The sequence below is a fragment of the Streptosporangium album genome, from assembly GCF_014203795.1.
Lineage (GTDB): Bacteria > Actinomycetota > Actinomycetes > Streptosporangiales > Streptosporangiaceae > Streptosporangium > Streptosporangium album.
In genome coordinates this window covers 4,351,362-4,371,835 of record NZ_JACHJU010000001.1, presented here as the reverse complement: position 1 = coordinate 4,371,835, position 20,474 = coordinate 4,351,362, and the positions used below count along the sequence as shown (strand labels likewise).

Below are 20,474 nucleotides of genomic sequence, written 5' to 3'. Positions count from 1 at the left end.
CGAGAGTAGAACGTGATTCATCTCATAAGCCATAGGCTTAGTGAAACCGTGACAAAGAAAGTTACCGCTGGGTACTTCCAGGAGCTGGGGATACATCCGGCTCAGGAGGGCGGAGCAAGGCGCAGGAGGCGGATCTCGCGTCCCTGGAACACCGTCGTGGCGCCATGGAACGTGTTATCGCCCGCCTGGGCGAGGACGTAGCGGACCCCCAGCCGCGCCAGCGCGGCCGCCCGCCCGCCCGGCCCGGCACGGAGCGCCGCCTCCGCCGCGGCCACCACGGGGTCCTCCGCCGCGACCCGCAGCCGGGCCCCGCCGGGCAGGCCCACCAGCAGCGCGTCGTTCCAGAGCACCCGGCGCCGGAACATCTTGGTCGCCGGATCGAGGATGATCCGGCGGTGGTTCCACGCGAACGCCCGGTGCGCCCCCCACGGCAGCGACAGCAGCGCCCCCGGCGCCGGGTCGGCGTTCACGATCGCCTGGACCCGGCGCCACTCGTCCGGGTAGTCGGCCGGCGACAGCCGGCCGAAGGCACCCAGCGCGAAGGTGGGCAGGACCAGGACCGGGATGGCCACCGCGACGGCCGCGACGGCACGCGAGTTCCAGCGCGCGACGACGCAGGCCAGGCCCACCGCCTGGAGCAGGGCGAACGGGGCGAGGTAGAGCTGGCCGTCCCGGAGCGGCCCGAACCCGGGCCACCAGGCGATCAGGCCACCCAGCGGGCCGGGCGCGAAGGCCCCCGCCAGGGCGACCGCCAGCCCGGCCCCCGCCGCCACCGCCAGCCCGGCCCGGTACGGCGGCGCCTCCCCCCGTCCGGCGACGCCGGAACGGGCCCTCCCCCGCCCGGCCTCCGCCCGCGCGGCACCGGGTGCGGGAACCCTCCGCCCCGCGCCGCCGTACGGCCCGGACCACGGGCCGGACAGCCGGGTGAATCCCCAGACCGCGACCGCCGCCAGCACCAGCCGCACGGTCGCCGACCACCATGTTCCCTGTCCCGGCACGACGGCGTTGGCGTTCCAGATCCCTCCGAGCGACAGCAGGCTCCCCACCGTCCCCAGCGGCCCGTCGGCCCGGGCGGCGAACGCCTCGGCCCCCGCGGGGCCGGTGACGGCCCGGCTGAGCAGGGCGGGCACCAGCCACGGCAGGCTCAGCACCCCCACGACCAGGACGACCTCCGTCACCCGCCGTACCCTCGCCCCGGGGCCTCCGGGCCCCCGGGCGGAAGCCGCGCGCTCGGGGACCTCGCGCTCGGCGGGCGGCGGGGAGGTCGCCGCCGTGGCGAGCAGCGTCAGCGCGGAGACCAGCATCGCCTGGAACCCGCCCACCGCCGCCGGTAGCAGCGCGGCGGCCAGGCGCGCCCGCCCGCCGAGCACCACCGCACGCACCGCCCAGGGCAGTCCGGCGACTCCCAGCAGCAGCGCCCACTGGCCGAGCAGGAGCCGCTGGGCGAGGTAGGCGTTCCAGGCGTAGAAGGCCGCCGCGGCCAGCCGTGGCCCCAGACGCCTCGAGGGCACCAGCGCGGCCGCGCCCGACGCGGCCAGCACGAAGATCCCGATCAGGATCGCCTTCTGGACGACCTGGGCGGGCGCGATCCGCGAGATCAGGGCGACCACCAGGTCGCTGGGGACCGCCCGGGGGAACCCCTGTCCCGGCAGGACGAGCGGCGGGTCGGGCACGAACACCATGTCGTACCTGAGCACGAATCCCGGCCCCAGCGCGGGACCGAGAGCCAGCAGCCCGAGCAGCAGCCCGAGCAGGGCGGGCGCGAGCCGCTCCGCCGTCTCGCCCCAGCCGCTCCGCATGGTGACCGACCTTACGGGGTGCCTCCGGATGCGCGGACACATCCGGAGGCACCGTCTCACGTGACTACTTGCCTGGCTCCGGATCGCGGGGCAGCCCCAGCATGCGCTCACCGATGATGTTGAGCTGCACCTCGGTGGTCCCGCCGTAGATGGTCATGGCGCGGGTGGCCAGCACGGCCCGGTTCCAGTAGCCCGCGTCGCCGAGCTTCATGTCGGCGGCGACCACGGCGGAGGCGCCGAGCAGCCCGACCGCGCACTCCGAGACGTGCTGGGCGTGCGAGGTGGACAGGAGCTTGCGGACCGAGGCGTCGGCACCCGGCTCGGCCCCGGTGAGCTGCTTGAGCGTCACCCGCAGGCCGAGGGCGTTGATCGAGTGCCCCTCGCAGACCACGCGGGCCAGTTCCTGCCGCTCGACGGGGGTGAGTTCGCGGCCGATCCGCCCGGCCAGCCCGACCAGGTCGGGGACCGACGAGCCGGAGCCGCCGGAGCCCGAGGAGAGCGAGACCCGCTCGTTGGACAGGGTGTTGCGGGCCACCTTCCAGCCCTGGCCGACCTCGCCGACGACCTGCTCGTCCGGGACGAACACGTCGTCGAAGAAGACCTCGTTGAACAGGTTCTCGCCGGTCATCTCGGTCAGCGGCCGGACCGTGACGCCCTGGCCCTTCATGTCGACCAGGAAGTAGGTGATGCCGTCGTGCTTGGAACCCGCCGACGAGTTGCGGGCGACGCAGATGCCCCACTCGGCGACGTGGGCGACCGAGGTCCAGATCTTCTGGCCGTTGAGCTTCCAGCCGCCCTCGACCTTCTCGGCCTTCATCTGCAGCGAGGCGAGGTCGGAACCGGCGCCCGGCTCGGAGAAGAGCTGGCACCAGATCATCTCGCCGCTCAGCGTGGCGGGCAGGAAGCGCGCCTGCTGCTCGGGCGTGCCGTACGCGGCGATCGACGGGACCACCCAGGCACCGATGATCATCTGAGGCAGCTTGACGCGGGCGGCCTTGAGCTCCTGGAAGATGAGGACCTGCTCCAGCGGCCTGGCGTCACGGCCCCACGGCCGGGCCAGGTGCGGCATGACATAGCCGCCCTCGGCCAGTGCCCGCTTCTGCTCCCTGCCCTCCAGCTTGGCGATCTCGGCGATCTCCGCCCGGATCTCCTCGCGCAGCGCGGCGGCGTCGTCCGGCAGGTCGACCTCCAGCTCCCGGCTGACGCCGCTCAGCGCCAGCTCGGCGACGGACTCGGCCCAGTCCGCGGAGGAGCCGAGCAGCGCCCGCAGGGTCAGCGCGCGGCGATAGTAGAGGTGGGCGTCGTGCTCGTAGGTGTAGCCGATGCCGCCGAAGATCTGCACGGCGTCCTTGGCGCACTGCACCGCGGCGTCGGGGGCGACCACCCCCGCGATCGCGGCGGTGTAGGCGGCCTCCCCTCCGGCCGCGTCCTCGGCCGCGGCGCGGGTGGCGTCCCACACGGTGGCGCGGGCCTGCTCCAGGGCGACGAGCATCCGGGCGGCCTTGTGCTTCACGCCCTGGAACTGGCCGATCGGCCGGCCGAACTGCACGCGCACCTTGGCGTAGTCCGACGCGGCGCTCACGCACCAGGACGCGACGCCCGCGGCCTCGGCACCGAACAGGATCGCGGCGAGGTTGAGGACCGCGGGGCCCTCCAGGCCGTCCAGCACCCGCCCCGCCGGCACGGTCACCGCCTCCAGCTCCACCCTGGCCACACCGCGGGTGAGGTCGAGCGACCTGACCGGGGTGACGGTGGCCTGGGAGGCGTCCAGCGCGACCCACTCCTCTCCCCGGTCGGTGTGGACCGGGAGGAGGAGGACGTCGGCGAGCGCGCCGCCCAGAACCGGCTCGGCGGTGCCGCCGATGGTCAGCGTGCCGTCCTCATCCCGGCTGCCGGTGATCGAGCCGGTCAGGGCGACCGCGCCGGTCAGCGTGCCGTCGGCGAGACCGGGGAGGAGCTCGGCATGGGCCTTGCCGTCGGAGGCCAGGATCGCCGCGCTGGCGAACACGGTGGGGACGTAGGGACCGGGGGCGGCCCGCTCGCCGAGAGCCTCGATGGCGACGGCGGTCTCCAGCAGGCCGTACCCGCTGCCGCCGTGCTCCTCCGGCAGGTGGAGACCGAGGAGCCCCTGATCGGCCAGGCCGGACCAGAAGGCGGGGCGCCCTCCGCCCTCGGCCGTGATGGCCGCGCGCACGGCCGAGGATGGGATGTTCCGCTCCGCCCAGCCGCTCACCGACTCGCGGAGCGCCTCGTGCTCCTCGCTCAACCCGATCGCCATGAAAGCCTCCAGAAACGGTTCAATGGCAGAACCATATTCTAGAATGTACTTCCATCACAATGCGCGGGCGCTGGCCACCAGAGGTGCGATATCAGCCCAGAGCTGCTTGTTGGTGTCGGACACGGTCACAAAGAGCATGGCGGGCTTCCTGCGGCCCACATCCAGCAGCGCGAGCGCCGCCTGCGAGGCGTGCTGCCTCCCCTTCACCTGATAGGTCACCCGGTAGCCCAACGTCCAGCCCTTGCCCGTGGCCGGCTGCTGCGAAGCGGTCCAGGTGACCTTGCTGCCCGCCGGGTAGTGGTTGCGGATCGTCCACCTGACCGCGCTCAGCGCCGCCTTGCGGAAGTCGGCGCCCGTCTTCAGGGCGGTGGCGGGCGCCGCGCCGGGGAGCGGCCCGGAGGCGGCCATCGTGGACGGCAGCCGTACCGCGCCCACCTGCTGGCCGACGGAGAACGACGGGATGGCCCTGACCGCCCACGGCTTGCCCAGCTTGACGTAGGTGATCGCGGCCCTGGCGTCGGTCATCGCGCCCAGCACCGGGCTCGGCGTGCCGGGCAGTGGCTGCAGGGCCCTCACCCTGGGCAGTCCGGGCAGCGTGATCGTGGGCGCGGCCTGGGGACGCATCGGCTCGGTGGCCGCGTCGGCCTGCGGGAGCCGTACGGAGTCGTCGGGCTCGTCTCCGGAGAACAGCACGAAGGTCAGGACGACCGCGGCCGCGGTGACGACGGCGGCGGCGACGCTGTAGGCGGCCCGGATCCGGGTGCTCCCCCGGTGGGCCGGCGGGCCGGTCCGCCCCGCCGCGGGGCCACCGGCCACGGTGAACTCCGGGGGGCTCTGGCCGGGCTCGGGGAACGATCCATCGGGGTCGCGGCGGGGGACGAGCACGGTCTCCTCGCCGTCCCCGACGGGGAATCGCCGGGGCACCCGGGTGCCGACCATCGTGCCGTCTTCGTCGCGGACGACGGGTATTGGTGCCGTGAGCGCCTCATAAGAGGGGACGTATCTCTCCTGAGAGCGCCCAGAGGAGTTTCCACCAACGTCCGCCATAGGCGTCACATTACGTCACCCGCCCTGATCGATACACCGCGTCACAATTACACTTAAGCCACGAGGCGACCATTTTCCATGGCACGGACATTCGCCTTCCACAAACAGAATGTCGTTCTGTATGGTCGCGCCCATGAGGGGCTTCTACGAGATCGCCGCGGCCGACCCCGCACGTGTCGCCGTCGCCGCGGACACCACCACGACATACGGCGAGCTCCACGACCGGGTCAACCAGGTCTCCCACGGCCTCGTCGCCCGCGGCGTCCGCCCCGGTGACACCGTGGTGACGGTGCTGCCCAACGGGACGGACGCGGTCACGATGATGCTCGCGACCTACCAGATCGGCGCCTATCACGTCCCGGTGAACTGGCACTACACCTCCGAGGAGATCGGTTACATCGTCGCCGACTGCGCGGCACGCGTGGTCGGCGGCCCCGAGCGTCACGCGGGGGCCGTCCCGGACGGTTCCCCGGGGGGTGGGGACAGCGGGTCGTCGCCCTGGTCCAGCCGGCCCCCGGCGCCGAGCCCGGTCCCGGCCTCGCCGCCGACCTGCTGGCCCACTGCGTGCCCCGGCTGGCGCGCCTCAAGCACCCCCGTGTGATCGAGTATCGTGACCGGCTGCCACGCACCCCCACCGGGAAGCTCAGCCGGAGCAATCTCCGCGAGACGTATCTTCCACTGTGAGCTGGGCAGATATACCTACATGGGTGGATCGACCTCACGTATCGCGCTGTTCGCCGCCGCCGCCATAGCACTCGCCGGCTGCGGGCAGACCACGCGATCACAGCTGTCCGGTGTGTCCACCGACGCGCCCAGCACCCCGCCCCGGGCCTCACCGCCGGCTCCGTCGTCGGCGCCGCCCCGGGCCTCATCGCCGGCCCCCTCGCCGACCCCGCCGTCGGCCCGGGACGGGGCGGCGATCCTGGAGAGGAAGTACGAGGAGGTCATCGCGGGAGTGCTGCCCTCCATCGTGCAGATCACCACGGACAACGGACTCGGTTCGGGCATCGTCTTCGACGGCTCCGGGCACATCGTCACCAACGCCCACGTGGTCGGCCGGGCCAAGCGTTTCCAGGTGACGCTCGCCAGCGGTGGCGCCTCCCGGACGGCCAAGCTCGTGAAGGCCTTCAACCTCGGCGACCTGGCCGTGATCAAAGTCGACGATCCCGCCGGCCTCAGACCGGCCGTGTTCGGCGACTCCGCCCGGCTGCGGGTCGGCCAGATCGTACTGGCCATGGGCAACCCCCTGGGCCTGTCCGGCAGCGTCACCAACGGCATCGTCTCCGCGCTCGGCCGTACGATCAGCGAACCCACCGACAGCGAGTCCCCCGGTGCCACGATCACCGGCGCCATCCAGACCTCGGCCGCGATCAACCCCGGCAACAGCGGTGGCGCCCTGGTCAACCTCTCCGGCCAGGTCATCGGCATCCCGACCCTGACCGCCGTCAACCCCGAGCTCGGCGGAGGGCAGGCCCCCGGCATCGGCTTCGCCATCCCGTCCAACACCGCCACGGACATCGCCCGGCAGATCATCAAGAACGGCAAGGTCACCAACACCCACCGGGCCGCCCTGGGCGTCACCGTGCAGACGGTGGTCGACAGCGAGGGTCAGCCGGTGGGCGTCGGCGTCGCCCGCGTGACGCCGGGCGGCAGCGCCGCCCAGGCGGGCATCAGAGCGGGCGACCTGATCGCCTCGATCAACGACAAGCCCACCCCGACGACGCAGGCCCTGTCGGAGGTCCTCAGCACCCTCAACCCCGGCGACCGGGCCAAGGTCACGATCATGCGCCCCGACGGCTCCAACTCCACGGTCACCGTACGGCTGAGCGAACTCCCGGGCGGCTGAACGGCGGCCGGGCGGAGGTCACCTGGCGGTGAAGACGATCTCGACGCGGCGGTTCCTGGCCCGGTTCTCCTCGGATGGCCGGCCGTCGACGACGTTCGGCACCTTCGGCCGCCGCTCGCCGAAGCCGGCGGCCTGGAAGGTCACGCCCTGCCCGGCCAGCAGCTCCCGCAGCCCTTCCTGCACGGCCTGCGCCCGCCGCAGGGACAGCCGGTCGTTGTAGGCGTCGGCGCCCTGGTCGTCGGTGTGTCCCATGATCTTGATCAACCCTCCGGCCGACTCCTGCTTGATCTTCCCCGCGACCTTCCCCAGCCGTGCCGTCGCCCTGGCCGTCAGCGCGGCCCTGTCGAGGGCGAAGAGCACGTCGCTGGTGAGCGCCAGGGTGACCGTCTGCCCCTGCTTGGACTCGCTCTCGCTGCCGTCCAGGGACTCGATCTCGGCCAGGATGTCGTCGACCGGCAGGATGAGGTCGTCCACCGGCGCCGTGGCTTCGGCCGGCGGATCCGGCTCCGCCCACGCCGCCGGTGCGACCCCGGCGACGAGCGCCACGGCCAGCGCCGCGGCGCCCAGGACATGCCGGACGGGCTCAGGAGATCGGGACATCGGTGAACACCCCGAGGACGGGCATCTCCACGTTGATCTTCTGCACGTCCGGCGGCGGCGCGGCGTACGTCGCGTACAGCGGGAGGACCTCCCCGGGGGCGGTGGTGATGTCGTAGTCCGAGCACACGCACTTGGCGGTGCCCCGCTCGCCGGTGCGGGCGACCCGGTAACGCTTGGCGTTCGCGGTGTCGACGAGGCTCACCCCGGCGACCGTCAGGCCGAGATAGGCGGGCGTGTCTCCCAACTGGCTGCTCATTTCCCAGTCGGTGTCGCCGGTGTTGGTGACGGTCCAGCTCAGCGTGATCAGCCGTCCCTGCCGCCGGAGCCCCGTGATGTCCACGGTCAGCTCGGCCCCGCCGGCCTTGACGTCGCGGGTGGCGATCACCTCCCCCTGCTGGGACGGCGCGCTCGCCGCGTCCCCGGACGGGGCCTGGTCCTTCGGCGCCTCCGACGGAGCGCCGGTGGCGACCGTCTCGGCCGCCTGCCGGGACTGGCGTTCCTGGCCGCCGCTGCCCTGCAGGCCGCCGAGCGCGCCGCACGCCGTCAGGGCCACCGCCAGCCCGGGAGCGGCCACGGCGAGTGCGATCTTCCTTCGCATCCTCTGCCACCTCTGCTTGTCGGGGTTGTGGTCGGATATGAATGTAGTGAGCTGACCTTCAGGATGCGTATAGCCCGCTATGTCCACAGGCCGCGGCGGCGACGCGCCTCCCGCATGAGCTCCGCCGCCTCAGCCGAACCTCGCTGGTCGCCGAGGATATCGAACCCTTCTGTAGCACTGGAAATCGCAGCAAAAGCCCCATCAATCTCGTCGATGTCGAGGTCCGCACCGGCCAGGACGAGCAGCGCGTGGGCGGCTCCACGGCGGTCGCCGTACTCCTTGAAGATCGACAGAGCCTCCTCCACCGTCGTCCGCGCCGCCTCCGGCACGCCCTCGGCGCGCGCCACGCGAGCCAGCAGCACGAGGCTCGACGCCTCGGGCAGCCGGTCACCCAGCCGCCGGTCGGCGCGGAGGGCACGCTCGGCACAGTCACGGGCGGCGGGCAGACGCCGCCGATCCAGGTGGAGAAGGGCCAGTTCGCGCAGTGCCGCCGCCTCACCCCGGGGGTCGCCCAGTTCCCGGTAGGCGTCGAGGCCGGCCGCCAGCAGGTCCTCAGCCCGCCGTACCGAACCCAGCGAGCGCAGCGCGTCCGCCCGGCCACGCGCGTCACCGGCCGCCTCGAACGCGGCCAGACACTCCGCCAGGGACCGTTCCGCCTCGGCCGGACGATCCTGGGCGATGAGGACCAGGCCGAGCCGGTAGCGCGCACGCGCCTCCTCGGCCCCGTCCGCGAGATCCCGGAAATGGGACAGCGCCGCCTGGAGCGCCCGCGCGGCGTCGTCCAGGCGCCCCTCGATCCGGTACAGGTCACCCAGTGCCCTCAGCAACAGCGCCTCGCCGTGACGGTGGCCCGCCAGCCGCGCCGCCTCCCGTCCGATCCGGTTCGTCGCGTACCAGTCCTCGTGATGCGCGCGCAGCTCGAAGAACGGTGTCAGGTAGAACGCCAGCCGCCAGGCCGCCTCGGCCAGCCCCGCGCGGTGGAAGTCCGCGACGGCGGCGACCAGGAACCCCCGTTCGGCCGCGAGCCACCGGGCCGACTCACGCAGGTGCGTCGTCTCCACGGCCACGCTCTGCCCCGCCGTGTGGGCGACGGTCCGGCCGGTACCCGGCTCGGCGGGCAGCAGCAGGGCACGGGCCCGCCGGACCCGCTCCAGGACCTCACGCGCGAGCACGGCGAGCACCCGCGCCGCCGTACCCTCCTCCTCGGCGAGGCGTTCGGCGGCATAGAGCCGGGTCAGATCATGCCGGCCGTACCGCTCCTGACCCGCGTCGTCCAGCCCCCTCGACTGGAGCAGACCCGTCCCCGCCAGCTCCTCCAGGATCCGGTCCACCCGCAGGCCGCCGAACACCGCCGCGGCGGCCCACGGCGCCACGTCAGGCGCCGACAGCGCCCCCAGGCGTCGCAGCAGCCGCTGCTCCTCCTCCGCCAGGCCGCGATAGCCGAGACCGAGGCTGCTCCGCACCGCCAGGTCTCCCGCGGCCAGCTCGTCCAGGCGCACGCGCTCGTCCTCCAGCCGCCCGGCCAGGTGTTCCAGGGTCCAGCCGGGCCGCCTGGCCAGCCGGGACCCCGCGATCCGCAGCGCCAGCGGAAGCCCGCCGCACAGCTCGGCGATCCGCCGGGCGGCCTGCGGCTCGGCCCGCACGCGCGGCTCCCCCGCCACCCCGGCCAGCATCGCCACCGACTCGGCGAGATCGAGCACGCCGAGCTCGAAGGCACGGGAGGCCTCCAGCCCGTACAGCGGGGACCTGCTGGTCACCAGCGTCAGGCACCCCGGCCCCGTCGGCAGCAGCGGCCTGACCTGGGACTCGTCGGCGGCGTCGTCCAGCACCACCAGCAGCCGGCGGGTGGCCGTCATGCTGCGGTAGAGCCGCACCCGGTCCTCGATACCGGCGGGGACGGCGCCTTCGGGGCAGCCGAGAGAGCGCAGCAGGTCCTCCAGCACGGCGCCGGCGCCGACCGGCCGGTCACCCGCACGCAGCGCCGCGTACAGACGGCCGCCGGGGAACCGCGCCCCCAGCAGCGTGGCCGCGCGGACGGCCACGGCGCTCTTGCCCGAACCGGCGGGACCGTGCAGCACCAGATGCACCGGAGCACCCCCGGCGGCGGGCGTCTCCCCGGTGATCCAACTCAGGACCTGCGCGCGGCCGGTGAAGTCGGCGATGTCGGGCGGCGTCTCGTGCGGCGCCTCCCGCGTGCGGGCACCGGGCTCCGGGCCCTCTCCCGCCAGCACCCTGTCGTGGGCGGCCCGCAGCTCGGGACCCGGTTCCAGCCCGAGCTCCTCCACCAGCAGACGGCGGACGTCCTGGTAGGCCCCGAGCGCCTCCGAACGCCTCCCTCCCCGGTGCAACGCGAGGACCAGCTGTCCCCACGCGCGTTCCCTGAGCGGGTGAGCGGCCACGAGCGCGCGGAGCTCGCCGACGACCTCACCGTGTCGTCCGAGCGCGAGATCGAGGTCGACACGCTCCTCGGTCGCGCTGAGACGCAGCTCTTCGAGACGTACGGCGTGCGTCCGCCGCAACTCGCCGGAGTCGACGTCGGCCAGCGCCGGTCCGCGCCACAGTCCCAGGGCGGTGCGCAGCTCGTCGGCGGCCTCGGCCGCCCTCCCCGCGTCGCGGCTCCGGCGCGCCCTCTCCACCATGCGGTCGAACCGGTGCGCGTCCACCTGGTCGGGGGTGACGGCGATCAGGTAACCGCCGGGAGCCGTACGGATGGTCTCGGCCCCGACCAGACGGCGCAGGGCGCTCACGTAGACCCGCAGCACCGGCTCGGCGGAGGCCGGCGGGTTCTCCCCCCACACCACGGCGACCAGCCGGTCAAGCGTCACGACCTGCCCCGCGCCCAGCAACAGGGCGGCCAGGACCGCACGGTGCTTGGCCGGACCGGGCGGCGCCAGGATCCGGTCGCCGTCAAAGATCTGAAGGGGACCCAGCAGGCCGAACCGCACGCGCTACCCGCCCGCCCGGCGCAGGTCGAACGAGCCGAACCTCACCCGTATCTCCGCGTCGCCGTCCGGTGCCGCGTACAGACCGGTCCGCCCGGGGGCGTGGGGGGCGTCGTCGGCGGCCTCGCCGGCGAACGCCTCGTTGACCCACATCCGCAGGGCGAGCTTCGCCCCGTCGGGACGGCATTCGGCGACGATGCGATTGTCCGCCGACTCCTTGATGTTCGCGTTTTTGACCGGCCCGTACAGGACTGTGGCCTTCTGTCCGGTCTGGCGCTTGGTGATCGAGACCGTCCCCGCGCCGTTGACCGCGAACTCGTAGCGGTCACCGCTGCCGGAGTCACCCCGGCACCAGACGCCGAACTCTCCCGCGCCCTCGGTCAGGCGGGCCGCGCTGCTGATGACCACTCCCTCTTCGGGCTCGGCCGGTCCCGGAGCCGACTTCCACAGCCGCCAGCCCGGTTTCACCGTCAGGAGATAGGCGCCGCCGGTGACCTCCGCGCGCCCGGCCTCGGTGGACCCCACCTCCCAGGAGTGGTCCGCGGCGCCGAAGCCGGCGTGGAACGGCCACTCCTCGCCGGGCCTCCCCACGGCCCACCACGCCGCCGCCCCGGCCGCCACGGCCAGAACGGCCAGCCCGGCGAGCAGCGGCCTCCGCCGCCCGCTCCGGGAGACCTCCGTCGACCGGCCACGCCCCGCCGCTCCGGTGCCACCCGGCCCGGACTGCCCGGACATGTCCTGCGGCCGGCCTCCGGCCACGGCCGGAGGCCGGCCGGTCCAGGTCCGCTCGACCACCCGGGTGGCCGTCGCCGGTGTCATGTCCCGGCCGCCGACCAGCTCACCGAGCAGTTCCTGGGCGCTTGGCCGCCTCGCCGGGTCCTTGGCCATGGCCCGCTCGACGAAGCCGCGCATCCGCCCGTCCAGCCCGTCGAGGTGCGGCCCCTCGTTGACGATCCGGTAGAGGACCTCCGCCGGCGCCCCACCGCCGAACGGCAACCGCCCGGTCCCCGCGAACACGATCACCCCGCCCCAGGCGTAGATGTCGGCCGCCTCGGTGAGCGCCTCCCCGCGCACCTGCTCGGGGGCCATGAACGCGGGCGTCCCCAGGATCGCCTGGCTCGCCAGACTGTCTCCGTCGACCAGCTTGGCGATCCCGAAGTCGATCACACGCGGACCCAGCGGGGAGAGCAGGACGTTCGACGGCTTGAGATCCCGGTGGATCACCCCGGCCCCGTGGATCGCGTTCAGTGCCACCGCGATGCCGACCGCCAGGGCCTCCAGGTCGGAGCCGTTCATCGGCCCCTGGTCCCTTACGGCGTGCGCCAGGTCGGGCCCCTTGACGTATTCGGTGACGAGGTAGGCCACATCCCCGTCGAGCCCGGCGTCCAGCACGGGGGCCGTACAGAACCGGGCCACCAGGCGGGCCGCCGCGACCTCACGCTCGAAACGCCACCGGAAGGCCGGGTCGCGCGCCAGCTCCGGATTGATCACCTTCACCGCGGCCAGGCCGCCGGTCGGGGTGGTGGCGAGATGTACGGTGCCCATGCCGCCACGCCCGAGCACGCGCCGGAGCACGTAGCCGCCGATCACCTGCGAATCGCCTGGTGCGGCCTGTTCCGAAGGATTCATCGGGGTTAGCCTAGCTTTCCCGACGTTCGTCCCACTTTCCGACGCTCCACCGGCAGACGGATGAGGACTTCGCCCAGACAGAGATCAAGGGCGGCCGGACCGGCGACATCGCCGACCGACCGCCCTTGGACGATCTGTTCCACACGTTTCGAATGCGGAACGGGGGTGGAGGTGGCGGGAATCGAACCCGCGTCCTTCAACTCCAAAACAGGGCTTCTCCGGGCACAGCCTGCTCTGCTTTTCTCAGCCCCGGCGATCACGCAGGCAAGACGCCGACGGGCTCAGCCACTGTCTGTTTTCCCGATCTTCCCCGTGGCCGGGTCGATCGGTTGAGCCTCCTAGCGATGCCGGATCCGGGCCGGAGGCGCTCCCGGGCCGGCAGAAGTCACTCGCTGCTTAGGCGGCGAGTGCCAGGTTGCCCTGGCTGACTTCGGAGTGCGTCTTATTGGCACTTGTTGGTCGCGGTCACAGTGTTAACGAGGTTATGTCCGCAGTCCTCGACCCGCTTCCCCTGAATTGCAAAGCCAAAGTCGAAACCAGTCACCCCCCTGTTGAGTTGTCAACCCGGTCCCGAAGGATCGAGCCATCCGAAGATACCTGTTACAACACGGGTAACGCCAACTGAATTCCCTGCCGGTCAGCCGTTTCGGGGCCGGGAGGCCGTACGGGAGGCGCCGAAACCCCGGGAACGCGGCATTGATCGCACACGTCCCCGGGGTCGACCGGCAGAATCGAGCCGGTTCGGACGGCCAAAGCCTCCCCCGAGACGGGGCCCTGATCTCGTCACGGCGACTGAGTCCGCAACCCCCGAGCGGTGCTCAGTCATCTGGAAAGACGCAGACGAGGCGCGCGATGGTTGCCTGGAGTGAGGAGAAAATTCCGCTGAGCTACAGCCTGGCGTGCAGGCCCTGGAAGAACCTCCCCGCGATGGCCGCCCCCGCCGTGGAGTCGGAACTCTGCGCCAGCACCGCCACCGCCACGTCCTCCTGCCAGCCGACGAACCAGGCCATCGGCTTGCGCCCCTGGGTGGCGGAGGCGGTGATGCCGTAGACCGGGTCGCCCGCCGCAGCGGCCGCACGGGCCGAGCCCGAGGTCACGCCGGCACGCATGAGCGACTTGAGGGTGCTGACCGTCTTCGCGTCGATCTCGATCGGGGCCGGCGCCTTCGGCGGAGCGGCCTCGGCCGAGGGGTCCGCTGTCTTCGGGTCGGTGACCAGGACGGGAGGCCGCCAGGTGCCCGAGGCGACCGCCCCGGCCACCAGGGCCATGGAGAGCGGGCTGACCAGGACGTTCTGCCCGGCGATGGCCTTGGCCGTGGCGGCGTCGTTCTTCAGGGGACTCACCCTGCCGCTGAAGGTCTTCAACGGCAGGGTCCAGGGCGCGCCGATACCGAACTTGGCCGCACTGGCCGCCAGTTCCGCTCCGTCGATCCTGCGGGCCAGCGAGGCCAGCGCGGTCACACAGCCGCCGGCGAAGGCGCCCTGGAGGCTCAGCGTGCTCCCGGCGGGGGCCGCGGTCTGGTGGAACTGGGCGCCGCCGACGGTCCGATCGGCCGGGCAGGCGAGCTTCTGCTTGAAGCTCACCTTGGCCTTGAGCAGCCCCTCGATGGACATGATCGAGAAGATGCTCCCCGCGTGGAACTTTCCGGCGAGCGCCTGCCTCTCCTGGTTGTACTCCTTCGTGGTGCTGACGGCCCGCACCTCACCGGTCGAGGCCTGGACCGCCACCAGCATGGCGGGCGCGCCGTCGCCGAGCAGCGCGGTGTCGGCGGCCTGCTGGATGGAGCGGTCGAGCGTGGTGCGCACCTCGGAGTTGGAGCGGCTGGGAGGCCACTTGCGCAGCTCTGCGACCTCTTTCGACGTCTTGGTGTCCAGGGTGATCACGCGGGTCTCGGTCGAACCGGTGAGGTACTCCTGGTAAGCCTTCTGCAGGCCGCTGCGGCCGACGGTGTCTCCCGCGCGCTGCGGCCCGCCGAGCTGCTGCTCGCTCTCCGGGGTGACGGCGGTGACGGAGCCCACGATCTGGGTGGGCGACTCGGGATCGATCAGCAGCGGCTCAGGGGAGATCTTGATACCGGGGATGGCCTCAAGCTGCACGCGGAGCTGGGCGTACTTGGTACGGCCGAAGGTGACCAGCGGCACCTGGGCGTTGGGGATCGCCGAACGGATCTTGCTGAGCAGACGGTCCTGGGGAAATCCAGTGATCTTGGAGAGCTGCCGGCAGACCGCGGCCGCGTCCTTCAGCATGGACGGGATGACGTTCGCCACGTACAGCGTGGCCGGCTGCTGGAGCGGATCGTTGGTGCGGTCGAGGATCGACCTGCGCCCGTAGGGCGTGACGTCCACGGCGAAACGCTCGCCCTCGTGCAGCTGGGGATGGATCACGCTGGGCGACCAGTGCACCTTCCACTGGCCGTCCACCAGACGGAGCGGGAGCCTGCCTGCGTACTCCCAGAGGGGGTTGTTCTCCCCGAGGTCGACCTCGGCCCTGAAGTCGGCCTCGGTCTCCTCCCCCGCGTTCCGGAGCCCGTTGAGCCTGAAGCGGAACGAGGCCGCGTCAAGGTGGACCTTGGCGTCCTCCAGGGCCTGACGGACCACCTTCCGGTCCCCGTCGGTGCGACGGGCGGCCATGTCGTAGTCGCCCGTCTGCCAGCCGACCAGGAAGTCACGCACCGCCTCGTGAGCCGATGGCTCCTCGAAACAGGCGGACAGCATGGGGGCCGTCACCGCCAGCGCGAGCGCCGCGGCAACGGTCCGCCGAGCCTTCCCCGTCACAATTACCTGTTCCTGTACCTCAGCGAGCGGGCCATCTCACGTTTGGCCTGATTCTCGGCCAGCGTCTGCCGCTTGTCCCAGTCCTTCTTGCCCTTCGCAAGACCAATCTCGATCTTGGCCTTGCCGTCCTTGAAGTAGATCGCGAGCGGCACCAGGGTGAGGCCGCCCTCCTTGGTCTTGGAGACCAGCTTGTCGATCTCCTTACGGTGCAGCAGCAGCTTCCGGGTGCGACGCGCCGCGTGGTTCGTCCATGTCCCCATGGTGTACTCGGGGATGTGGACGTTGATCAACCAGGCCTCGCCGTCCTTGATCACCGCGTAGCCGTCGAGGAGGGATGCTCGGCCAAGACGGAGCGACTTGACCTCGGTGCCCTGCAACACGAGACCAGCTTCGTAGGTGTCCTCGATGTGGTAATCGTGCCAGGCACGCTTGTTCTGGGCGATGACCTTCCGCCCGGTCTCACGTGGCATGTCCCTGAGCCTACCGGGGTCCGGGGCGGCGGGCCGCGCCCGAGCGCGGAGGGCGCCCGGGCGAGCGGGTCATGGACACGGCCGCGTCACACCCGCAGGTAGCGGCGGAGCGTGACGAACGAGGCGAGGACACAGATGAGCACACCGATGATCATCGTAAAGGTGATCACCGTCGCCACGGTCTCCCAGGTGAGCTCGCTGTTGGCGAGGTAGGCCTGCACCTTGTCGAAGAGGAACACCTTGCTGACGATCAACAGCATCGCCGCCACCACACCGCCGAGAAGACCGGCGATGACCCCCTCCATCACGAACGGGAGCTGGATGTAGAGGTTGGAGGCCCCGACCAGCCGCATGATGCCGGTCTCACGTCTGCGGTTGTAGGCCGACAGCCGGACCGTGTTGCCGATCAGCAGCGCGGCGGCGAAGACCAGGATGATCGCGATCACCAGAGCCGCCCAGCCGAGGCTCTCCAGCAGTCCGAAGAACTTCTCCAGGATCGCCTTCTGGTTCACCACGTTGGAGACCCCTTTGGCGCCGTTGAGCGCCGAGATCACCGCCTCGTAGGTGTTGGGATCCTTGAGCTTGACCCGGAACGACTCCGGCATGTCCTCCACCTGGATCGCGGAGAGCATCACGGTGTCGTTCTTGAACTGCTCCTTGTAGTTCTTGTAGGCCATGGCCGCGTTCTCGAACTCCACGCCCTGGACCTGGGGCATCGCCTCGATCTGCGCCTTGAGCGCGGCCTGCTCCTGGGCGTTGACGCCACCGCTGCCCTTGCACTGTGGGAAGGGGTCGTCCTTCTTGCACAGGAAGACCGAGACCTCGACCTTGTCCGACCAGTAGTCCTTCATGCTGGAGATCTGAGAGTTGATCATCAGACCCACACCCAGCAGCGCCATGCCGATGGCCACGGTCACGATGACCGCGATGGTCATCGTGAGGTTACGGCGGAGGCCGATCCAGACCTCGGAGAAGATGAAGTTTGCCCGCATGCTCTTCCTGTCGCTGTCTCTGGTCCTGGTGTCAGTACGCCTGGCCGTACACGCCACGCGACTGGTCTCGGACGATCTTTCCGTCCTCCAGTTCCACTACGCGCTTGCGCATGGAGTCGACGATGGCCGCATCGTGCGTGGCCATGACGACGGTGGTGCCGGTCCGGTTGATCCGGTCGAGCACTTTCATGATGCCGATGCTCGTCGCCGGGTCGATGTTTCCGGTCGGCTCGTCAGCAAGCAGGATCATAGGCCGGTTGACGAAGGCGCGGGCCATCGCGACTCGCTGCTGCTCGCCACCGGACAGCTCGTCGGGCATCCGGTGAGCCTTGCCCTCCAGGCCGACGAGCTCGACGACCTCGGGCACGACCTTGCGGATGAACCGCCGGGGTTTGCCGATGACCTCCAGGGCGAACGCGACGTTCTCGTACACGTTCTTGTTCGGCAGGAGCCGGAAGTCCTGGAAGACGCAGCCGATCCGGCGGCGCAGGTGTGGGATCTTGAAATTGGACAGTCGGGCGAGATCCTTGCCGGCCACATGGATCGCTCCCGAGTTGGGGCGCTCCTCCTTCAGGACCAGGCGGAGAAAAGTCGACTTTCCGGAGCCCGAGGGGCCGACGAGGAACACGAACTCGCCCTTGTCGACATCAACGCTGACGTGGTCCAACGCGGGGCGGTTCTGGTTCGCGTAGACCTTGGTGACATTATCAAAATGGATCACGGGCGCATCACGGCATGCCAGTCTAGGGGGTAGGACGGTCGCGGGAGGGACAGAGGTCCACTTCCGCCTCTCGCCGGCCGGGGGGCGCCGATCTTTACCTGTGATCGACGTTCCGGTTGGCCGGAGCCCAGTCTAGGGGGAAGACTGGCATGGAAAGTCCATAACGGAAACAAAACGATTCGGCGCACGGCAATGACCACATAAAGTAGTTCTGACCTCGAAGAGGGAGGACATCATGAGCTGTGAAGACCTCGTCTGCGCGGGGTGTGCTCACCCTGTCGCGGAGGGCCGCTGCCCACTGTGCCGCGCCAACCGGGAGCGGATGCACCACCACGGACCGGGCGGGATGACCCCCGCGCTGATCTCTCTCGCCCTGATCGCGCTCTTCTTCCTCACCCTTGCCCTGAGACACCTCACGGGCGCCTGAGGCGCCCGGCGGCAGAAGACCTCAAGAAGGGTCCCCGAAGGGCACCCGGGGGCGTCAGAGGCACCCTCACGCCCCCTCGGCGCCACACGTCGCTACTCGGCGCCCGACTCCTGGCGGCGGGTCCAGCGGATCTCCGACTCGATGAACTCGTCGAGGTCGCCGTCGAGGACCGCGCTGGGGTTGCCCGCCTCGGTCCCCGTCCGCAGATCCTTGACGATCTGGTAGGGGTGCAGCACGTAGTTGCGGATCTGGGTGCCCCACGAGGTGGTGGACTCGCCCCGGATCTCGTTCAGCGCCGCGGCCTCCTCCTGCCGCTTGCGCTCCAGAAGCTTGGACTGCAGAACCGCCATCGCGGTCGCCTTGTTCTGCAGCTGGGAGCGCTCGTTCTGGCAGGAGACCACGATGCCGGTGGGCAGGTGGGTCAGGCGGACCGCCGAGTCGGTGGTGTTGACGCCCTGGCCGCCGGGGCCGGAGGACCGGTAGACGTCGACGCGCAGGTCGTCTTCGTTGATGTCGATGTGGTCGGTCGTCTCCACGACCGGCACGACGTCGACACCGGCGAAGGAGGTCTGGCGGCGGCCCTGGTTGTCGAACGGGCTGATGCGGACCAGCCGGTGCGTGCCGTGCTCGCCGCGGAGCGTGCCGTAGGCGTAGGGCGCCTTCACGGTGAAGGTCGTCGACTTGATCCCGGCCTCCTCGGCGTAGGAGGTCTCGTAGACCTCGGCCGGGTAGCCCTTGCGCTCGGCCCACCGCAGATACATCCGCTGGAGCATCTGCGCCCAGTCGGCGGCGTCCACGCCACCGGCCTGGGACTGGATCGTGACGACCGCCTCCCGCGCGTCGTACTCGCCCGAGAGCAGGGTGCGGACCTCCAGGGCGCCGATGTCGCCCTTCAGGGTCGCCAGCTCGCGGTCGGCCTCCTCGCGGGTGTCCTCGTCGTCCTCGGCGGCGGCGAGTTCGTACAGCACGCTCAGATCCTCGAGCCGCCGGCTCAGGGACTCGATCCTGTTGATCTCACCCTGCAGGTAGGAGAGCTTGCTCGTGACCTTCTGAGCCTGCTCCTGGTCGTTCCACAGGTCGGGCGCGGCGGCCTGCTCACCGAGCTCTTCGAGCTGCTTGCGTATCGCGTCGACGTCGAGCACGTCCTGAATGCTGTTCAGCGTGCCGGTAAGCTCGGTGATCTCTTCTGCCGGGTCGATGAGTGCCACGTCTGTAAAGGGTACGCGACCGCCGAACCCCGTTGTGTACGGCTCGCACCCGGGCCATGGCTAGCATGGGCGCGGGAGGAGACCATCGGGAGGCGGACGTGCGGGGACGTGGGCGACGGAGTCTGCTCGTGCTCGTCCTGACCCTGGTGACCATGACCGCGGCGTGCTCGGGCTCCGGCGGCGGAGCGACAGAGCAGAGGCCCCCGGCCGCCGGCCCCACCCCCTCCCCCGCCGCTCTGGCCGAGCCCCCGGTCACGCTCGCGGAGGCACGGAAGGAGCTGGCGGGTGTCCTGGGCGCGCAGGAGGTGCTGAGCCGCGCCATGCCGCGCCAGGACGCCGACGTCAGGAACATGCGGCAGCAGAGCCGCGACGGGCAGGAGGCCCTGACGACGGTCGCCCTCAACGACCCGACGAGCGCGCTCCCCCACTACACCTGGGGCAGTCCGCAGGTGCTGGTCCCCCGGACGCAGCGCGGCCCTCTCTGGTTCGCCGCGATCGTGAACCGCAGGGACGAGGCGGGTGACACCCGCACCGCCGTACTGATCTTGATCAAATATGGTGAGGAGAGGTGGTCCCTCAGCTCCACCTCCCTGCTGGAGCCGGGGGAGCGTGCACCGGAGATCGCCAAGGATCCGCAGGGCTACGCCACCGCGCTGAGTTCCGAGGACAGGACCATCGCGATCAGCCCCCGGCTCATGGCCCCGCTCCACGCGACCTCGGCGGAGGAGGGCGGCCGGGGGTTCACGGCCGGGCTGGTCGCGAAGGGCCCGCACACCACCGGCTACGCCGACGAGATCGCGGCCAAGCGGATGGACTACCGGCATGACCAGTGCATGGACTACGACTCGATCTTCGCCGCGGGCAGCTACCCGATCCACGCGCTGCGCACCGTCGACGGCGGGGCCATGGTCACATACTCGCTGATCAGGACCACCACCGTGACGACCGCGATCGAGCCCTGCGCGACGGAGATCCGGGTGCCGGCGAAGAATCGGAAGCTGGCGGGGGCGAGTTCCGCCAGGAAGCAGCTCCGCACCGTCGAGACGCAGCTGTACGTGAGCACCGTCCCGGCGAGGGACAGCCACAGGCCGGCCAGGGTCATCGGTTACCTGGGCGGCATCACCAAGCTGTTCGTCTCCTGAG

The 20,474-nt window shown here is 71.0% G+C and carries 16 protein-coding genes, 1 other RNA gene and 1 pseudogene; 5 read left to right on the top strand and 13 right to left on the bottom strand.

Going from position 1 to position 20,474, the window contains the following annotated elements:
* Nucleotides 1–101 precede the first annotated feature (101 nt).
* The 3 genes from FHR32_RS20960 to FHR32_RS20950 all read right to left on the bottom strand — a co-directional run bounded on the left by FHR32_RS20960 (nucleotide 102) and on the right by FHR32_RS20950 (nucleotide 5,124).
* Nucleotides 102–1,799, bottom strand: a complete 1,698-nt coding sequence (locus FHR32_RS20960; RefSeq protein ID WP_246466240.1) for a hypothetical protein — start codon at nucleotides 1,797–1,799, stop codon at nucleotides 102–104.
* 64 nt (nucleotides 1,800–1,863) lie between these two features.
* Complete coding sequence (locus FHR32_RS20955) at nucleotides 1,864–4,077, bottom strand: acyl-CoA dehydrogenase family protein (protein WP_184755847.1); 2,214 nt, start codon at nucleotides 4,075–4,077, stop codon at nucleotides 1,864–1,866.
* 54 nt (nucleotides 4,078–4,131) lie between these two features.
* A complete protein-coding gene (locus FHR32_RS20950; RefSeq protein ID WP_184755846.1) occupies nucleotides 4,132–5,124 on the bottom strand; it encodes a hypothetical protein in 993 nt (330 codons plus the stop codon).
* A gap of 109 nt (nucleotides 5,125–5,233) precedes the next feature.
* Here FHR32_RS20950 and FHR32_RS47315 point away from each other — a divergent pair.
* The 3 genes and pseudogenes from FHR32_RS47315 to FHR32_RS20940 all read left to right on the top strand — a co-directional run.
* Nucleotides 5,234–5,539, top strand: a pseudogene (locus FHR32_RS47315) (AMP-binding protein); the annotation flags it as partial.
* Nucleotides 5,491–5,808, top strand: a complete 318-nt coding sequence (locus FHR32_RS47310) for an AMP-binding enzyme (protein ID WP_376773375.1) — start codon at nucleotides 5,491–5,493, stop codon at nucleotides 5,806–5,808. The pseudogene FHR32_RS47315 and the gene FHR32_RS47310, both read left to right, overlap by 49 nt.
* Nucleotides 5,809–5,827: 19 nt before the next feature.
* On the top strand, nucleotides 5,828–6,970 hold the full coding sequence (locus tag FHR32_RS20940) for a S1C family serine protease (RefSeq protein WP_184755844.1): 1,143 nt from the start codon (nucleotides 5,828–5,830) through the stop codon (nucleotides 6,968–6,970).
* An 18-nt stretch (nucleotides 6,971–6,988) separates the two neighbouring features.
* On the opposite strand, the gene FHR32_RS20935 is transcribed toward FHR32_RS20940, so the two are convergent.
* From FHR32_RS20935 to ftsE, 9 genes are all read right to left on the bottom strand, one after another.
* Nucleotides 6,989–7,570, bottom strand: a complete 582-nt coding sequence (locus FHR32_RS20935) for an OmpA family protein (RefSeq protein WP_184755843.1) — start codon at nucleotides 7,568–7,570, stop codon at nucleotides 6,989–6,991.
* Nucleotides 7,554–8,168, bottom strand: coding sequence for a hypothetical protein (locus tag FHR32_RS20930; protein WP_184755842.1), 615 nt, complete (start codon nucleotides 8,166–8,168; stop codon nucleotides 7,554–7,556). The genes FHR32_RS20935 and FHR32_RS20930 overlap by 17 nt, the downstream gene beginning before the upstream one ends.
* Nucleotides 8,169–8,245: 77 nt before the next feature.
* The gene (locus FHR32_RS20925) at nucleotides 8,246–11,113 is read right to left on the bottom strand and encodes an AfsR/SARP family transcriptional regulator (protein ID WP_184755841.1); all 2,868 of its coding nucleotides are present in this window, start codon (nucleotides 11,111–11,113) and stop codon (nucleotides 8,246–8,248) included.
* A 3-nt stretch (nucleotides 11,114–11,116) separates the two neighbouring features.
* Nucleotides 11,117–12,739 carry a serine/threonine-protein kinase gene (locus FHR32_RS43035; protein WP_221465486.1) on the bottom strand — a complete coding sequence of 541 codons (1,623 nt, stop codon included), beginning with the start codon at nucleotides 12,737–12,739 and terminating at the stop codon, nucleotides 11,117–11,119.
* Between the two features lie 163 nt (nucleotides 12,740–12,902).
* Nucleotides 12,903–13,287, bottom strand: a transfer-messenger RNA (tmRNA) gene (gene ssrA / locus FHR32_RS20915).
* A gap of 339 nt (nucleotides 13,288–13,626) precedes the next feature.
* Nucleotides 13,627–15,513 carry a penicillin-binding transpeptidase domain-containing protein gene (locus tag FHR32_RS20910; protein ID WP_184755840.1) on the bottom strand — a complete coding sequence of 629 codons (1,887 nt, stop codon included), beginning with the start codon at nucleotides 15,511–15,513 and terminating at the stop codon, nucleotides 13,627–13,629.
* A gap of 2 nt (nucleotides 15,514–15,515) precedes the next feature.
* Complete coding sequence (gene smpB / locus FHR32_RS20905; protein ID WP_184755839.1) at nucleotides 15,516–15,983, bottom strand: SsrA-binding protein SmpB; 468 nt, start codon at nucleotides 15,981–15,983, stop codon at nucleotides 15,516–15,518.
* 86 nt (nucleotides 15,984–16,069) lie between these two features.
* Entirely contained in the window at nucleotides 16,070–16,975 is a 906-nt protein-coding gene (gene ftsX / locus FHR32_RS20900) for a permease-like cell division protein FtsX (protein WP_184755838.1), read from the bottom strand.
* A gap of 31 nt (nucleotides 16,976–17,006) precedes the next feature.
* Entirely contained in the window at nucleotides 17,007–17,696 is a 690-nt protein-coding gene (gene ftsE, locus FHR32_RS20895) for a cell division ATP-binding protein FtsE (protein ID WP_012888192.1), read from the bottom strand.
* 235 nt (nucleotides 17,697–17,931) lie between these two features.
* On the opposite strand from ftsE, the gene FHR32_RS20890 reads away from it, so the two are divergent.
* Entirely contained in the window at nucleotides 17,932–18,123 is a 192-nt protein-coding gene (locus FHR32_RS20890) for a hypothetical protein (protein WP_184755837.1), read from the top strand.
* 92 nt (nucleotides 18,124–18,215) lie between these two features.
* Here FHR32_RS20890 and prfB read toward each other — a convergent pair whose 3' ends face one another.
* Nucleotides 18,216–19,331 carry a peptide chain release factor 2 gene (prfB, locus tag FHR32_RS20885; RefSeq protein ID WP_184755836.1) on the bottom strand — a complete coding sequence of 372 codons (1,116 nt, stop codon included), beginning with the start codon at nucleotides 19,329–19,331 and terminating at the stop codon, nucleotides 18,216–18,218.
* A 128-nt stretch (nucleotides 19,332–19,459) separates the two neighbouring features.
* Here prfB and FHR32_RS20880 point away from each other — a divergent pair, with 128 nt between their 5' ends.
* Nucleotides 19,460–20,473 carry a DUF8094 domain-containing protein gene (locus FHR32_RS20880; protein WP_184755835.1) on the top strand — a complete coding sequence of 338 codons (1,014 nt, stop codon included), beginning with the start codon at nucleotides 19,460–19,462 and terminating at the stop codon, nucleotides 20,471–20,473.
* Nucleotide 20,474 lies beyond the last annotated feature (1 nt).

Bases quoted from the DNA above. Each gene is read 5' to 3' on its own strand.
- FHR32_RS20960 (WP_246466240.1), bottom strand. From the start codon at position 1,799: ATGCGGAGCGGCTGGGGCGAGACGGCGGAGCGGCTCGCGCCCGCCCTG.
- FHR32_RS20955 (WP_184755847.1), bottom strand. From the start codon at position 4,077: ATGGCGATCGGGTTGAGCGAGGAGCACGAGGCGCTCCGCGAGTCGGTG.
- FHR32_RS20950 (WP_184755846.1), bottom strand. From the start codon at position 5,124: ATGGCGGACGTTGGTGGAAACTCCTCTGGGCGCTCTCAGGAGAGATAC.
- FHR32_RS20940 (WP_184755844.1), top strand. From the start codon at position 5,828: ATGGGTGGATCGACCTCACGTATCGCGCTGTTCGCCGCCGCCGCCATA.
- FHR32_RS20935 (WP_184755843.1), bottom strand. From the start codon at position 7,570: ATGTCCCGATCTCCTGAGCCCGTCCGGCATGTCCTGGGCGCCGCGGCG.
- FHR32_RS20930 (WP_184755842.1), bottom strand. From the start codon at position 8,168: ATGCGAAGGAAGATCGCACTCGCCGTGGCCGCTCCCGGGCTGGCGGTG.
- FHR32_RS43035 (WP_221465486.1), bottom strand. From the start codon at position 12,739: ATGAATCCTTCGGAACAGGCCGCACCAGGCGATTCGCAGGTGATCGGC.
- smpB (WP_184755839.1), bottom strand. From the start codon at position 15,983: ATGCCACGTGAGACCGGGCGGAAGGTCATCGCCCAGAACAAGCGTGCC.
- ftsX (WP_184755838.1), bottom strand. From the start codon at position 16,975: ATGCGGGCAAACTTCATCTTCTCCGAGGTCTGGATCGGCCTCCGCCGT.
- FHR32_RS20890 (WP_184755837.1), top strand. From the start codon at position 17,932: ATGAGCTGTGAAGACCTCGTCTGCGCGGGGTGTGCTCACCCTGTCGCG.